Below are 15,650 nucleotides of genomic sequence, written 5' to 3' on the forward strand. Positions count from 1 at the left end.
CGCCCATAAAGTACAAGAAATTAAACCTTTAATTGAATCTGTGGGCGCAAAAGTTCTTTATCAATCCCCCTATTCTCCTGACTTTAATCCTATAGAACACTGGTGGTGACAATTAAAAGCTTTTTTACGCTCCTTTTCTCCCACTACTGCACAAATGTTTGATATTCTTATTGCCACTGCTCTTGATTTAATTAATCCCAAGCATTTAAAAAACTGGTTTACTAACTATTACTACTGTGCCTCATTAACCTGAAATTTGCTGTATTTGGTAAAAATTCCAGGATATTCAAATGAAAAAAAAAACTAGTTTCAATCATTATTCCATCCTTTAACGCAGAAAAATGGTTAGCAGAAGCAATTGATAGCTGCTTACAACAAACTTATCCAAATATCGAAATTATTGTGATTGATGATGGCTCTACAGATAATTCATTAGAAATTATTAAAAGTTATCAACATAAGATAATTTGGGAAGTTTTACCGCATAAAGGTGGCAATTATGCCAGAAATCGAGGATTTGATTTGTCTAGAGGAGAGTATATTCAGTATCTAGATGCAGATGATTACATTTTACCTGAAAAGATAGAAAGACAAATCCAGTTTTTAGAAGAAACAGGAGCTGATGTTGTTTATGGTGATTGGAGACATCAGCGCCATTTATCTGATGGTTCTGTTTTGTTAGAAAACATAGAAATTTCGGAAATACAAACAGATATTTTGGCTTCTCTACTAGCAAATTGGTGGGTTGCTTTAGCTGCTTTACTTTATAAAAGAACCGCAGTGGAAAATAGTGGCGGTTGGGATGAAAGTTTGACGGCTGCACAAGATAGAGATTTTTTTATTTCAGTGGTCATGAATAAAGCTAAAGTTGTATATCAACCAGGCTGTTATTCAATTTATAGAAGATATGGATTGGTAACAGTTTCTACATCTTCTAAAATTCGTTGGTTAAAAAACCACCATATGGTTTTAGATAAAAGCGAAAAAAGATTATTACAATTAAATAAACTATCAAAAAAATATCGTCATGCTTTAGCTAAATCATATTTTGAACTGGCTAGAGAGTCTTTGTTTATTGATTACTCACAGTACTTAATTTTTTTAGAAGAAGCTTTAATTCGCTTTCCAGAGTTTAAATTGAATAGCAAAAGAGGAATATATAAGTTGGTTCAAAATATTTTTGGTTTTCGACAAACTGAGCGAATTGCCTGTCGCTTCTTATTTTTAAAAAAGTTTGTTACTTCAGGTAAATTTGGGATGACATCTTGACGTTGACAATGGAGACACTGGCCAAAAGAAAACATCACCAGGAAAAATAAATCTACTGTGGAACACATGGGAAGCAACATACCCAGAAATTTAGGAAGTGGCTGATAAGCAGGCAAGATACCTGTTCTGGCCGGGCTAGAGAACTTACCCCACAATATTTATCCTATGCTTATGCACATTTTATACTCTTGCACAAGATTACCTGTGTTAATCCACTACTAACAATTAGGGATTTTTTTATTTGGAAGTCACTTATGGCAATGTGAATTTCTGACTTTTCCGGTTTTAATTAACTATTCTCTTTTTACAAACCTAAATCTGAAACCAAGCCGTCAAAGCTATTGCTAAAGCATCAGCCGCATCATCTGGTCGGGGAATCTCTTGTAAATCCAACTCCCGCGCCACCGCATCTTGGACTTCAGATTTATCGGCGTTACCATGCCCTGTTAGGGCTTGTTTAACTTGGGCGGGAGTGAATTCAACATACGGAAGCTTATGCTGTGCTAAAGCTAACAAAACTACACCCCTAGCCTGTGCCAGAAGAATTGTATTTGACATACGATAAAAGAACAATTTTTCAATTGCAACCAAGTCTGGTTGTAATTCCTCAATAACCGTATGCAAATCATCAAACAAAATGCAGAGGCGCTGCCCCATTTCCGTATCTGGAAATGTGCGAATTACTCCAAAGTCAATCATTTCTACTGTTGTATCTTGCACCAGTTGGGGATTGTGTTTGCAGGTAATTGCGCCAAATCCTAAAATTGCTAGTCCCGGATCTAATCCTAAAATGCGTTTTTCCATTAAGTTAAATTAATTAACTGGCAACTTTGACAACTGGCTGCTAGTCTAAATTCCTTGATAACTTTAGCAACTCTAACTCTATACTTGGTGTTGATGCCAGGTAGTTTAAATTTGCTGTTAATCATTTATTTTGTAGCACTGCTCCGAATCAGGTATGTCAATTGGTTTTATCAGACAAGCCTTCAACGCCCTGCAAAAGCAGTCCCGGCGTCGCACTTCCCATCGTGTTAACCAGTGGTTCAAGTGGCTATCTCCAGGGCTAGCCGTAAAACGCTGGTTGCTCATCAGCCTTGGGGGTGTATTGCTGGCAATTTTGGGGTTGGCTATATGGGTGAAGCTAACCCCAATTTTTTGGGCCATAGAGTTGCTTCGGGGTTTTCTGGGAGTAATTGCCGACATTTTACCGCACTATATCAGCGGACCTGTGGTGTTGTTGTGCGGTGTGCTGTTGCTGCTTTGGGGGCAAACTCGCACTGTGGGCTCAATTACTGAGGTGTTAAGACCAGACAGCGAAGAGGAATTAATTGATGTGCTGATGGCACATCGTCGATTGTACCGGGGTCCTAAAATAGTAGTAGTTGGTGGTGGTACTGGACTTTCTACCTTATTACGGGGCTTGAAATCCTACAGCGCCAATATTACTGCCATTGTTACTGTAGCTGATGATGGTGGATCTTCTGGGCGGCTGCGTCAGGAATTTGGTGTTTTACCACCAGGGGATATTCGTAATTGTTTGGCAGCACTGGCAGATGAAGAAAAATTATTAACAGAATTATTTCAATATCGTTTTAAGGCTGGGGACGGGTTAACAGGCCATAGTTTTGGTAATTTGTTCTTAACTGCCATGAGCGATATTACTGGCGATTTAGAACGGGCCGTTGCAGCTAGTTCTAAAGTCCTAGCAGTGCGGGGACAAGTTCTACCAGCTACCCTGAGTGACGTTCGCCTTTGGGCTGAATTAGAGGATGGCCGTCGTATTGAAGGAGAGTCTAGAATTCCTGAAGCAGGGGGAAAAATTGTCAAGATTGGCTGTATCCCTGCTCATCCTCCAGCTTTGCCAGCAGCTATTAAAGCAATTAAAGAAGCTGACTACATTATTGTGGGACCTGGTAGCTTATACACCAGTATCATTCCTAATTTACTTGTACCAGAAATTGCCGATGCCATCGCCATATCCACAGCTCCTCGTATCTACATCTGCAACATCATGACTCAACCCGGAGAAACTCAGGGATATACTGTTGCAGACCATATTAAAGCTATTGATGCTGCCTGCGGACAAAGACAGCTGTTTGATGCGGTATTAGTACACAAAAAATCTCCTTCTGAGCAATCACTGATGCGGTATGCTCAACAAAATTCCCATCCAGTATTCTTGGATAGGGAAGATGTTACCCTATTAGGGCGGCGAATTGTTTTAGCTAATATCTTGCATGAAGACGAAACAGGCTGCCTGCGTCACAATCCCCAGAAACTAGCAAGAGTTTTATTGCGGTGGTACAGTAGAACTCATCATCGAGCCAGCAAAAATATACCATCTTGACCCGTCCATGAATATTTTACTTGCAGATGCACAAGCAACTCTACGTTTGGGTATCACACTTGGTCAAAATCTGACTGCTGGCAGTGTGATTTTATTAGAAGGTGATTTAGGCACTGGCAAAACTACCCTGGTACAGGGAATTGGTCAAGGTTTAGACACCACCGGATCAATTGTTAGTCCTACTTTTACTCTCATTAATGAGTACACAGAAGGACGTATTCCCCTTTACCATTTAGATTTGTACCGTTTGGAACCTTCTGAGGTCCTAGCCTTGAACCTGGAGACTTATTGGGAAGGTGTTGAGGTAATGCCGGGAATTGTGGCAATTGAATGGGCAGAACGAATGCCCTATAAGCCAAATAGTTATCTGAGTTTGGTGTTGACTTATGGAGAGGAAGGCACTCGTCAAGCTAAAATTACACCTTTTAATTTTAGCATCTCAGATTTTGTTGGCTTAGATTAAGTCATGAGCAACTGTGTTTTTTGACCAAAAATCAAAGGCTTAAGCTTACGATATTCTCCAAAAACCCTGTTTTTCAATGTGGTGCAAAACGTCAGGCAATAAGAACCTATTTGATGGCGAAAAACATCGGCTATGATGATAACTCACCATAGGCTGGGTCAACTCCTCACCCTGGCAATTTTAAATTTTCGGTTAATCAATTTGAGGCTTGGGGTCAATGAATTTTTTGATTTTTCATCTAAAATCCCAAAATCTTTGTGCCGCAACTATGCTTGCTCACAAATCTAAAATTCCAAATTGTTTGACCTTAGCACAACACTACAAATATTGATGCAAGAGTCGTTTGCGTAGGGCCTAAAAGAGAAGAGAGCGAGAATTCCACACTCTTTCTATCTACCACTACCGCGCTCATCAAGGAAATTCAATAACATTCTTGTCTTCATTATCCAAAAATCAATGAAATATTGTTCAACTCAAGCCGTGGTAAAGATTTACATCTACTAGCTTTTTGCTGCAGTTGGCTAGGATTTGCATGTTCTCGCAGATAATATTGCAGTAGATGAATGAAAACTGGATGCAAACCGTCCCATAAAGTTAGATTGCAGGTAATATCTAGCAACCTGCCAGATTTTTTTAATCCCTACCCTCAAGGGAAGTTATATTCACATGAGAACTGACATAAATCTGTTCTCTAGGTAATCATCTTTGTGAATGGGGATGTTAGATGAATTTCAATTACTCAGGGAATGCTGGTATTGATTTCATCTGTTCAAACTACGGTTATTGCTATTGCTTCATTGCTTTAATTATCTCGATAAATAGTGATTAAGTTTGTTTGCTTCGATGCTGATTTGGTTTTATTTGCTCCGGGTTGCTGGCTAATGTTCAGCTTTCTAGCAATGTCATTGGCGTAAACCCAAAACAATCAGAATTGTATGAATTAGGTTTTAAAACCGTACAAATTAAGTGTATATAAAATTTTTATATCTATAAACATTATTTCCACAGAAATTTGCCCGTTTACTTAACCCTACTAATTCTCTACATTATTTAGAGAAATAATCCGGATAGTCGAATACAAAAAGATTGTAGTGAAAAGTTCAATGTCTCATATTTGCGCATCAATTCGTTTAACTTATATTCGCGGTTAGTTTTCCGAGGAGAGATTCGGTATCTATGAACAAAAAGTTACTGACTGTGAAGCAATGAGATTAATTTATTTAAGTAATTTCTATTAGAAGTTATACTTATATTTATCTTTATTAATTTGACCAAAATAATTTGAAGCAGCTAGCTATCATAAAAGTTGACTTAAGTATTTGTACGATTTTAATATGTATAAATTAAATTCAATCTATGGTAAAAATATCACATTACAAAAATATGATGTGATTGCTGATGACCAATAATATTTGCTAGAAAAAAATTAAAGCTTGTGCGCGTACTTTTATATTTACTTTGCCTTTGTCGTAAACAATTTGACTGGCGACAATAGTGGTTACAGCCCATCCTGTAAGGTTCTAACCTTCAAAAGGACTCCAACGACATTTGGTTAAGAGTTCTTCGCGGCGGACTAAACGATATTTGTTTAAATATACTAGCACTAAATCGGCATCGTAGCCAGGAGTGGTGGCACCTTTATTGGGTATACCATAAACCAAAGCTACAGCTTGAGACATCCAGTTGACAACTTGGGATACAGTACACCTTCCCTCCATAGCCGCAGTTAACATCACAGCGAGGGATGTTTCTACTCCTGGCATCCCAGGGGGAGTATTGGGATATTCTTGAGCTTTTTCTGTTAAAATGTGGGATGGGTGGTCTGTAGTAATGAAATCAATCACACCACCGCGCAAGGCTTGCCAAAGTACTTCATTATCGTGGGGCGATGGCAACGGTGGATTAATATGTGCCGGGGTACTAATGGTTTCATAAGCACTAGTATTCAATAACAGATGCTGTGGTGTTACTTCTGCTGTCACCCAACTTGGTTTATCCTGACGCAGCAAGTCTGGTTGTTCTGCTGTGGACATATGTAGGATATGCCGACGACGTTGATGTTTTCGGGAAAGTTTTAATGCTCCCTGGGTTGCTAAAAGTGCCCCTTGATTATCTTGAATCACAGAATGGACTGCCGGAGCATGAATACGGGCAAATTATTGGCCACGTTGGTTGATTCTGGTTTGATCTTCGGCATGAACCACCATTAAGCGACGGTCTTGAGAAAATATAGCTTCCAGTGCTTCTTCTTCATCTATGAGCAACTGACCGTGCATCGAACCCATAAAAACTTTAATGCCCGGCGTCGGATTGACCAAAAGTAAATCTGGTAAATTTTCCGTTGTTGCCCCAATAAAAAAGTCCTAATTGACTAGGCACTTATGGGAGGCGCGTTGCAACTTGTTGTCTAAAGCTTGCTGGGTAGTTGTCAGAAGGCGGGTGTTGGGCATCTCCAAAAGGAAGTCACACCACCTTTGGCGGAGGCACAACTGGCTGTAAACAAATCTTCCTTTTGTTCTAGTCCTGGTTCCCGGAAATGCACCTGGGGACAAATCACTCCCGGCAACAAAGTTAACCCTCCTGCGTCAGTTTCCATAGCTGGGGTGGTGGCGGAAATTTCAGATGCAACTTCAAGGATTTTGCCATCACGCGTCAGTAGGTTTCCCACCATTAAGTTACCACGAGGCAAAACAATGTTAGCGCGTCGAATCAGTAAACTTTGTTGAGATGACATGAGGTTAACAGGATTGAGACAGATACTTATACTTTTAGGTTAAACTTAATTGCCCTAATTATTATGTATTTTTCCAGATTTTGTGGGCGTAGCATCTCCAAGAGAAGAAAAAGTTAATTTTTCACTGCCAAACTCCTCTGTAATAAAGGAGCCTAGCATCAACTACAGATGCTAACTTTAAGCAGGAAATCGGAATTTACTCGTTAAGATTAAAGAACATAGTCTCCCCGAACGAGTTAATTACTGCTCTCTTCCCTTATTTCAGTAATTTCATGCGAAATCAAGTGTCTGATAACAAATCTAGTCAACAACCTGATAATTCCTGGTTCGCCGAACTAGCTAGAACAGTTGTATTAAGTATTGTTTTAGCCCTAGGCATTCGTACTTTTGTTGCTGAAGCTCGTTGGATTCCTTCTGCCTCTATGGAGCCTACACTGAACGGCACCCCAAACCAGTGGGAGGCAGACAAGATAATTGTGGACAAGTTGAAGTATAGGTTTTCTAATCCACAACGGGGAGATATTGTAGTTTTTTCGCCCACAAAAGCACTACAACAGGAACAATACAACGATGCCTTTATTAAACGTATAATTGGCTTACCTGGAGAAAAAGTAGAACTCAAGGATGGCCGAGTCCATATCAACAATAAACCCCTGGAAGAAGTCAAATACCTTACCACTAATCAACAGACGGTAATAGATGTTTGCACATCAGAGTCCCAGCCGCCTTACTTAGCAAAACCCGCAACTATACCCCCAAACTCATACTTAGTTTTAGGTGATAACCGTAACAGTAGCTACGATAGCCGTTGCTGGGGCGTTGTACCCCGAGAGAATATTATTGGCCGTGCCATACTCCGCTTTTGGCCTCTAAATAATATTGGTGGACTTGATAAGGGACCGCCATTATATCCCTAAATTAATCCCATACTTAGCCAAAATTTTACCCTAACCGATTAAATCACTGGATAGTGTTGAAGTTGAGCAAGCCAAGTTTATTGCCACTGGACCACTAGAGTATGACCGCGAGTTCGTAATTTGCCAGTGGCATACCTACATTTACTGCTGGCAATGTTAGGGTTGAGACTGTTAAAAAGTATATTGAAGAACAAAGACATCATGACACTACCTCATGGACCATCCCTAAAGAAGCTTTGCCCTCGCCTAAATCCATCGCCTAAAGTACAATGAAGTATCTTCGCCACGCTCCGATACTTTATGTCGGTGGTTTTGGCCGGTTCTATTTTCTTATAAAATAGTAACAGCAGAATCTTTAACTAGTCTGTGATTTGTCAGCATTGATCAAGTTTTGGTTGAGTTTTTCACAACCCTTGACAGAAGATTCCCACAATGAGACTCTATCTAGTGAGAACTCAGGATGAGGAAATCAAAACTTTTTCCACATCAAAGGCTGGTATTTTTAGTCCCGTAAAAGCATAATAGAAGCGTGACTGATTTGTTCGCCCCTTTACAATCCTTAAAAGAAGGCCACTGGTTCAAGCTGATCTGCGGAGCCAGTTTTCAATATCTACCAGCAGTGAGAAGTTTAACATTAGCCTACACATTGGCAGGCGCTGACTGTATAGATCTGGCACCTGATCCAGCAGTGATAGCTGCAGCGCAGGAAGGGTTACAAGTAGCCAGGCATTTAGTTAAGGATGCGAAGGAGCGAGGTTATGGCTATAAGGGCAACTTACCTTTTTTGATGGTCAGCCTCAACGATGGGGAAGACCCCCATTTTCGCAAAGCAGAGTTTAACTCTACTAAGTGCCCGACACATTGCTCTAGACCCTGTGAAAAGATTTGCCCTGCACAAGCAATCATATTTAACCGTATAGATAACTTTTCGGGAGTTGAAGCTCAGAAGTGTTACGGCTGTGGACGTTGCATACCCATTTGTCCATATGATAATATTTATACAGAATCACACATATCGAGCGCTGGCGCTGTAGCGCCATTGGTAATGTCAAGGGTGGTAGATGCGGTAGAAATTCACACAAAAATCGGACATTTGGCAGAATTTCAGCAATTATGGCAAAGCATTTCGCCGTGGGCTGATCAACTAAAGGTATTGGCCATTAGCTGTCCCGATGGGGAGGGAATGATTGACTATCTACAAGCAATTGCCGAACTAATTACCCCATTGCGTGGGTCTTTGATTTGGCAGACAGATGGCCGCCCTATGAGTGGTGATATTGGAAATGGCACCACTTTAGCAACGGTAAAACTAGGCCAGAAAGTTTTGACAGCTAAGTTACCGGGATATGTGCAATTAGCAGGTGGCACTAATAGGTACACTGTTGCTAAGTTAAAGGCAATGGGATTGTTAAAAAGTAGTAAGTACCATTCACAGTCCTATGTTTCTGGAGTTGCTTACGGTAGCTACGCCCGTGTACTGCTGTCACCAATTCTTGATCAGTTAGAGAATCAGGAGGTGAGTCAAACCAGTGTGAAGGCGAAAGTCCGCCTCGAAGAAGAACCCGAATTACTCTGGCCAGCAGTAAAGCTTGCCCATTCCCTGGTTTCCCAGATCAAGTCACAGCAGGAGCGCTAATCGCTCGTTCGTTATCTCTAAAAACGTCACCATAGAAAGCATGACGATTAAAGAAGACCTTCAAAAGTTATTAGACATTTTGCCTCAAGACCTGCGACAAGTACTAGAGAATCATCCCCAACGAGATAGTTTAGTTGAAGTGGTCTTGGATCTGGGTCGTTGCCCAGAGGCTCGCTTTCCTAATCAAGCTGAGTATCTGAGCGAAACACCCGTAACTCAAGCACAGATAGATGAATGCATTCAGCGAGTCGGAACCTTTAGCGGAGATAATCGAGCCGGAATTGAGCTAACATTGCATCGCATCAGCGCTATCCGTAACCGTGGCGGTAGGATTATTGGCTTGACCTGTCGCGTGGGTCGGGCAGTATTCGGCACAATTGGCATGATCCGCGATTTGGTGGAAACCGGTAAATCAATTCTCATGCTGGGGCGACCAGGTGTGGGTAAAACTACTGCGTTAAGAGAAATTGCCCGTGTCTTGGCAGATGATTTACATAAGCGGGTAGTAATTATTGACACATCTAATGAAATTGCCGGCGATGGTGATGTGCCTCACCCTGCCATTGGTCGTGCTAGGCGGATGCAAGTGGCACAACCCCAATTTCAGCATCAGGTGATGATTGAGGCAGTGGAAAACCATATGCCAGAAGTAATCGTCATTGATGAAATTGGTACAGAGTTAGAAGCTTTAGCGGCTCGTACTATTGCTGAACGGGGTGTGCAGTTGGTAGGTACTGCCCACGGGAACCAAATTGAGAACCTGATTAAAAATCCCACCCTTTCTGATTTAGTTGGCGGCATTCAGGCTGTAACTTTAGGGGATGAGGAAGCCAGAAGAAGGGGTAGTCAAAAAACTGTTTTAGAACGGAAAGCTCCTCCCACTTTTGAGATTGCTGTGGAAATGTTAGAACGGCAACGCTGGACAATACACGAAAGTGTCGCTGATACAGTAGATACTTTGCTTAGAGGTCGTCAGCCTAGCCCACAAATGAGAACTGTTGATGAGCAAGGCAAGGTAGTAATTACGCGGCAGTTATCAGTGGTTCAGGGTCACGGTGGTCAGGTTGCTACAATAAGGGAGTCTTTTCCACCAGCGCGACAGACTAATGGCTGGCGTTCATCAGGACAAATGGTAGCATTACCACCTTTGTCTTTAGAACCGGAGCGGATCACTGGACGTAGCGAGTTTGACAGGTTGTTGGATGAATCCTTCAACTACTCAGAGACTATTGATCTCAAAACTAGTAAACACCCAGGGCCAAACGGCGAAGATTTGCCGCTACACGTTTATCCTTATGGTGTGAGCCGCCACCAATTAGAACAGGTGATTGGTGTCCTGACTTTGCCAGTGGTCTTGACAAAAGACATTGATAGTGCTGATGCAATTTTGGCACTGCGATCGCATGTCAAAAACCACGCCAAACTAAGGCAAATGGCCAAAGCCCGCTATGTGCCAATTCATATGATTAAGTCCAGTACAATCCCGCAGATTACCCGTGGTTTGCGGCGGTTGCTGAACATAGAAGATCCGGAGATGGCCGATGATACAGAACTGCAACTGTTTTTACACAGTGGTAGTGACGACGAGATGGATGCTTTAGAAGAAGCCAGACTTGCCGTAGAACAGATTGTAATTCCTAAAGGACAACCTGTGGAGTTACTGCCCCGTTCTTCGCAAGTACGCAAAATGCAGCATGAGTTGGTAGAACACTATCGACTCAGGTCTGATAGTTTTGGCGAAGAACCAAATCGACGTTTGCGGATTTATCCAGCTTAATTCAAAACTGAGGATGGGGAAAATTACCCTACTTTCCTCATCCCCTATTAAACTGGACTGACTTTAGCTCGATAAAGTAGCTTTTCGCCTTGTACATAGCCTGTGTAACGTACTCTCACTGTTTCACCTGGCTGTGCGGTTCCTTCTATTAATTGGTGCATTTGGGGATTATATGCCACTTCTGCTCCCACTGGTGCCATCGCTTGTATTCCCCACTCTTGTAACAGTCTTTCTAACGGCTTCTGCACCAAAGGCACAATTTTAATTGCAGCTAGCTGGGGATTCTCCTCAGCTTTCTGGGCTGCTGTAGGCCATTGTAATAATAAAGATTCCAGCAGTTGTAAACTCCACTGCTGAAATTGTTGTTTTAATATCTCTCGCTGCTGTTCTAATTGCGGTAGCGATGGCTGGTACTCTGTTTTTAATGCTTCCATCTCCGTTTGGCTACCGGGTAGGTCATCCTGAATCGTCATTGGTGAAAAAGTCTCTATTAATTCAGCCAATGAAATCTTCAGCACTTGGGATAACTTCAGCAGCACATCCACCCGCATCTGTGTTAATTTCCCTTGTCGCAGTCGTAAAATTTGCCGTTCTGAAACCCCAGCATCACGACTTAATGCTTTAAAACTAGGAATATTTACACGCTGCATCAAATTTTGCAGCTTTTGGGTGTGATTGCTCATTGATTAAGCTGTGACATATTTAACTTATATACCATGGGCGGACAGGATGCCCACCCCACAAAAGTTTAAGTAAATATTTTTCAGGTTATTCTTCCAGTAAACTTCTCAACATCCAAGCTGTTTTCTCATGAACTTGCATTCGTTGAGTTAATAAGTCGGCGGTGGGTTCGTCGTTGACTTCTTCTAGTACAGGGAAAATAGAGCGTGCGGTTCTGACCACTGCTTCTTGTCCTTCCACCAGCAAGCTAATCATTTCCTTAGCTTTAGGAACTCCCGCAGTTTCCGCAATTGAGCTGAGTTTAGCATATTCGCTGTAGGTTCCCGGTGCTGGGTATCCCAAAGCTCTAATCCTTTCTGCAATTAAGTCTACTGCTAAGGCGAGTTCTGTATACTGTGTCTCAAACATCAAATGTAAGGTTTGGAACATCGGACCTGTAACGTTCCAATGAAAGTTATGGGTTTTGAGATACAGTGTATAAGTGTCAGCCAATAGGCGAGACAGCCCCTCGGCGATTTTAGCTCTACTTGCTTCGTCAATCCCGATATTTACACTTTTGGCTGTTGCTTGAGATGACATATTTTTCTCCTCTGTGGGTTCTATATTTTAGAGACCTAAAATCTATTAACTCATGCTAGGTGCATCTTGAGGACGCTAGGTGGAGCTTTACGAACTTTGGCCATAATTGTTTGTTTGCCTAATCGTTGACAAGCTTCATAACGGTGACAACCGGAAAAACCATAATACTGTCCATCTACTTCTAGGACATCGATGGGTTCTTGTTGTCCAATCGCTGCAATAGACTCCATTAAGGCTTGGACTTTATCAGGGTCGTTTACACGGGGTAAAGGGCGTTTGATTTGATTTAAGGGGATTTCTTCAACTCTCATCATCCTTATTTCCTCTCCTGCATTAATCATACTCGTTATGAGTTTGATTTATAATTAAGTTGAGTAAAAAATTGTAAATGTATATTAAATAACTAGTTTCCGTAAAGTAGGCGATCGCCTTGACAAAAGTTAAAAGAACGGGTGTTAAGTCATGCGATCCCATAAAATCCAGGATACACCAGTATATTTTCGTGAATAGTCTGTTTTTTGCTGTATAATAGTTGTAAATCACATATTAAAGTGACTTAACCATAGTAGTCATATAAATCACTTGCGGTAACAAGTATTGATTTCCGTTGTTGATCCTGCGACGGTGTATTTCACGGTTAGCTTTAACCCAGATGTCCATCCTGACAACTGCTTTATCTTGAGTCGAATAAGCGAGAATATACCCGCAAGTGATATTTTTTTATTATCTACTACAGACAAAGTGCCAAAAAAATCCCACTTATTTCTCCAGCGCAGTCCTGAGTTGTTGCGAGAAAAATTTTACTCTCTCAAACAACCAGTAGAGATAGCTGACCTTTTAGAAATTTCTTATTCTCGTCTGATTTATCATATATATCAGGTTACACCTGAAGATCGTTATAAAACCTTTGGTATACCTAAAAAGTCTGGTGGTATTCGTCAAATAACAACTCCCATAACTGCGCTAAAAATTATCCAAAGCAAACTGAATCAAGTTTTACAAGCAGTTTATGACATCAAACCATCAGTACATGGCTTTGTCATGGGCAAAAATATTGTTACCAATGCTCAAGCTCATGTCAAAAAACGCTATGTTCTCAATATTGATTTAAAAGATTTTTTCCCTAGTATTAATTTTGGTCGGGTGCGGGGTATGTTCATGGCTACCCCCTACGGATTACATCCAGAAGTTGCTACAGTTTTAGCTCAAATTTGCTGTCATAACAATCACTTACCTCAAGGTGCGCCAACCTCACCAATCATTAGTAATATGATTTGTGGCAAGATGGATAGTCAATTACAGAGGTTGGCTAAAGATTGTAAAGCAACTTATACCAGATATGCCGATGATATTACTTTCTCAACAACTTTATCTCAATTTCCTAGAGATTTGGCATATATAACTAATGATGAAGATGGAGAAAAATTAGTTATTGGCAATAGTCTATTAAATATCATTAATAGCAATGGGTTTGAAATCAATCAAAGTAAAGTCAGATTACAAACCAGGGGAAATCATCAAGAAGTTACAGGGTTAACAACCAATGTTTTTCCTAACGTTGACCGTACTTACGTGCGTCAAGTTCGCGCTATGCTCCACGCTTGGGCTAAGTTTGGACTTGAAGCCGCACAGAAAGAATATTTATCTAAATATGAATTTAAAAATAGATTACCCCAGAAGGCAAAACCAAATTTTAAGCAGGTGCTGCGGGGGAAAATAGAGTTTATTGGAGTAGTCAAAGGTAAGGATGATCCTATTTATCAAAAATACATAAATTTTTATAAACAACTTATTATTAAATCTATTGAAATACAAGCTTAAATATAGAATGGATAAATATGATATGCAAGAGGATGTAATACAAGAAGTTAAAGAATTAAAAAACAGTATTGATATATTATCAAATAAGCTTGAAACAGAATTCATCACATTAAATGAAAAGTTATTGAGTGGTTTTCAGCAAATCTCAAATCAAATTGTTAATTTATCTTCTCAACGAGTTGTAGCAAATGAAAATCTTGATCATATTCTCGTCAATAATGAGCAAGATGGTTTACACAAACCTCAAAAACAGTCAACAATACCAGAGGGATACTGGATTGATTATTCATATATAGATAAAACACAATATGATGATTGGGTAAATAATTTAGATAAATACAATAAATCGATGGCGGAGACCCAACATTACAAAAAGATACTAAACTTTTGTTTATCTGCTATCAAGACTTTAGAATCTGCTATCAAGATTCTATTTGAAAAAGAATATGATTGTCTTAGTGAAAGTAATAAAGAATTTTTAGAAGCTTACGACAGATATAAAAAAACTTATGAAGAGAAACAATGGAAATACACAAAAATTTATTTAGAAAATAAGACAAACGATTTGGAACAAGCAGATTATAAATATATACATTGGGAGGATAAATATATAATATCTTGGGATAGTCTTGAAAAAAATATGAATTTTAATTTTAATTTCTCTCTAGAAATATCGTTTGAAATATTCAATCCAGGATTCATGAGTACTAAAGATTGGAAGCATAAATTTTTGCTAATTAAAAATGCACATAGGTTAAGACATATAGAGTGTCATGGTGATCGATTTAAAGATGAGAAACGATTAAAAAAAGAAAAATGGTATGTTCAACAGCTATACCATGATCCTAATAATTACACAGATATACAAAATGTAGTATCTTGGTTTGTCCAAGAAGTTTATAATAGAATTGATAAAATTTCTCATCGAAATTAACAATAGTTATTTTAATTTTTAAACTAAACTAACAGTTTATGATAACAGAGAAATTGGTGGTTATTGATTTATTTGCTGGTGCTGGAGGGTTTAGTTTAGGGTTTGAAATGGCCGGTTTTGTTGTACCTATATCAGTTGAAATAGATGCTTGGGCTTGTGATACACTGCGTTATAACCACCCACAAATGACCGTGATTCAAAATGATATTCGTGAATTGAATACCTTAACTACTGTTAAAGAAATTTGTTTTTACAACCCGGATATTATTATTGGCGGTCCACCATGTCAAGGTTTTAGCATTGCTGGACCAGCACAAAAAGACCCGAATGATCCAAGAAATACTTTATTTACAGAAATGTTGAATGTCTTTACAAAAGTTTACATAGTTAGATATAGTAGTCCTATCAAAGGTGAAAATGTCAACATCTCATAATATCTTCCATCCAATGAACATAACTGATTTGTTGACACATACAAGCTTGAAGGTAGCG

Annotated in this window: 13 protein-coding genes and 2 pseudogenes; 10 read left to right on the forward strand and 5 right to left on the reverse strand. The window is 39.9% G+C overall.

From position 1 onward, the window contains the following. Window positions 1–106: pseudogene (locus tag NWP25_RS18725) on the forward strand (transposase); the annotation flags it as partial. Window positions 107–312: 206 nt separating this feature from the next. Then, window positions 313–1,269, forward strand: a complete 957-nt coding sequence (locus NWP25_RS14505) for a glycosyltransferase (RefSeq protein ID WP_280656825.1) — start codon at window positions 313–315, stop codon at window positions 1,267–1,269. Window positions 1,270–1,581: 312 nt separating this feature from the next. Here the strand turns inward: NWP25_RS14505 and ruvC are convergent, their stop codons facing one another. Further along, a complete protein-coding gene (gene ruvC, locus NWP25_RS14510) occupies window positions 1,582–2,073 on the reverse strand; it encodes a crossover junction endodeoxyribonuclease RuvC (protein ID WP_280699667.1) in 492 nt (163 codons plus the stop codon). Between the two features lie 154 nt (window positions 2,074–2,227). Here ruvC and NWP25_RS14515 point away from each other — a divergent pair, with 154 nt between their 5' ends. Beyond that, the gene (locus NWP25_RS14515) at window positions 2,228–3,616 is read left to right on the forward strand and encodes a gluconeogenesis factor YvcK family protein (protein ID WP_280652498.1); all 1,389 of its coding nucleotides are present in this window, start codon (window positions 2,228–2,230) and stop codon (window positions 3,614–3,616) included. A 7-nt stretch (window positions 3,617–3,623) separates the two neighbouring features. Further along, window positions 3,624–4,079, forward strand: a complete 456-nt coding sequence (gene tsaE, locus NWP25_RS14520) for a tRNA (adenosine(37)-N6)-threonylcarbamoyltransferase complex ATPase subunit type 1 TsaE (protein ID WP_280699669.1) — start codon at window positions 3,624–3,626, stop codon at window positions 4,077–4,079. A 1,415-nt stretch (window positions 4,080–5,494) separates the two neighbouring features. Here the strand turns inward: tsaE and NWP25_RS14525 are convergent. Continuing rightward, window positions 5,495–6,813 (reverse strand): annotated as a pseudogene (locus NWP25_RS14525) (dihydroorotase). A 272-nt stretch (window positions 6,814–7,085) separates the two neighbouring features. On the opposite strand from NWP25_RS14525, the gene lepB reads away from it, so the two are divergent. The 3 genes from lepB to NWP25_RS14545 all read left to right on the forward strand — a co-directional run bounded on the left by lepB (window position 7,086) and on the right by NWP25_RS14545 (window position 11,143). Beyond that, window positions 7,086–7,730 carry a signal peptidase I gene (lepB, locus tag NWP25_RS14530; RefSeq protein WP_280652500.1) on the forward strand — a complete coding sequence of 215 codons (645 nt, stop codon included), beginning with the start codon at window positions 7,086–7,088 and terminating at the stop codon, window positions 7,728–7,730. 529 nt (window positions 7,731–8,259) lie between these two features. Beyond that, the gene (ldpA, locus tag NWP25_RS14540) at window positions 8,260–9,366 is read left to right on the forward strand and encodes a circadian clock protein LdpA (protein WP_280652501.1); all 1,107 of its coding nucleotides are present in this window, start codon (window positions 8,260–8,262) and stop codon (window positions 9,364–9,366) included. A 40-nt stretch (window positions 9,367–9,406) separates the two neighbouring features. Continuing rightward, entirely contained in the window at window positions 9,407–11,143 is a 1,737-nt protein-coding gene (locus tag NWP25_RS14545) for a R3H domain-containing nucleic acid-binding protein (RefSeq protein WP_280652502.1), read from the forward strand. Window positions 11,144–11,190: 47 nt separating this feature from the next. Here the strand turns inward: NWP25_RS14545 and NWP25_RS14550 are convergent, their stop codons facing one another. The 3 genes from NWP25_RS14550 to NWP25_RS14560 all read right to left on the reverse strand — a co-directional run bounded on the left by NWP25_RS14550 (window position 11,191) and on the right by NWP25_RS14560 (window position 12,717). Continuing rightward, window positions 11,191–11,826 carry a helix-turn-helix domain-containing protein gene (locus tag NWP25_RS14550; RefSeq protein WP_280652503.1) on the reverse strand — a complete coding sequence of 212 codons (636 nt, stop codon included), beginning with the start codon at window positions 11,824–11,826 and terminating at the stop codon, window positions 11,191–11,193. Window positions 11,827–11,911: 85 nt separating this feature from the next. Beyond that, window positions 11,912–12,403 (reverse strand): Dps family protein, encoded by a 492-nt coding sequence (locus NWP25_RS14555; protein ID WP_280656820.1) that lies wholly within the window; start codon window positions 12,401–12,403, stop codon window positions 11,912–11,914. 50 nt (window positions 12,404–12,453) lie between these two features. Next, a complete protein-coding gene (locus NWP25_RS14560) occupies window positions 12,454–12,717 on the reverse strand; it encodes a sulfiredoxin (protein ID WP_280652505.1) in 264 nt (87 codons plus the stop codon). 427 nt (window positions 12,718–13,144) lie between these two features. Here NWP25_RS14560 and NWP25_RS14565 point away from each other — a divergent pair, with 427 nt between their 5' ends. From NWP25_RS14565 to NWP25_RS14575, 3 genes are read left to right on the forward strand one after another with little or no spacing between them, the layout of a single operon-like run. Continuing rightward, on the forward strand, window positions 13,145–14,224 hold the full coding sequence (locus NWP25_RS14565) for a reverse transcriptase domain-containing protein (RefSeq protein ID WP_280699671.1): 1,080 nt from the start codon (window positions 13,145–13,147) through the stop codon (window positions 14,222–14,224). A gap of 7 nt (window positions 14,225–14,231) precedes the next feature. Further along, window positions 14,232–15,158, forward strand: coding sequence for a mediator of RNA polymerase II transcription subunit 8 family protein (locus tag NWP25_RS14570; protein WP_280699673.1), 927 nt, complete (start codon window positions 14,232–14,234; stop codon window positions 15,156–15,158). Between the two features lie 38 nt (window positions 15,159–15,196). After that, window positions 15,197–15,592 (forward strand): DNA cytosine methyltransferase, encoded by a 396-nt coding sequence (locus tag NWP25_RS14575; RefSeq protein WP_280699675.1) that lies wholly within the window; start codon window positions 15,197–15,199, stop codon window positions 15,590–15,592. Window positions 15,593–15,650 lie beyond the last annotated feature (58 nt).

Origin of the sequence: Umezakia ovalisporum Ak1311 (genome assembly GCF_029891685.1) — a bacterium.
Lineage (GTDB): Bacteria > Cyanobacteriota > Cyanobacteriia > Cyanobacteriales > Nostocaceae > Umezakia > Umezakia ovalisporum.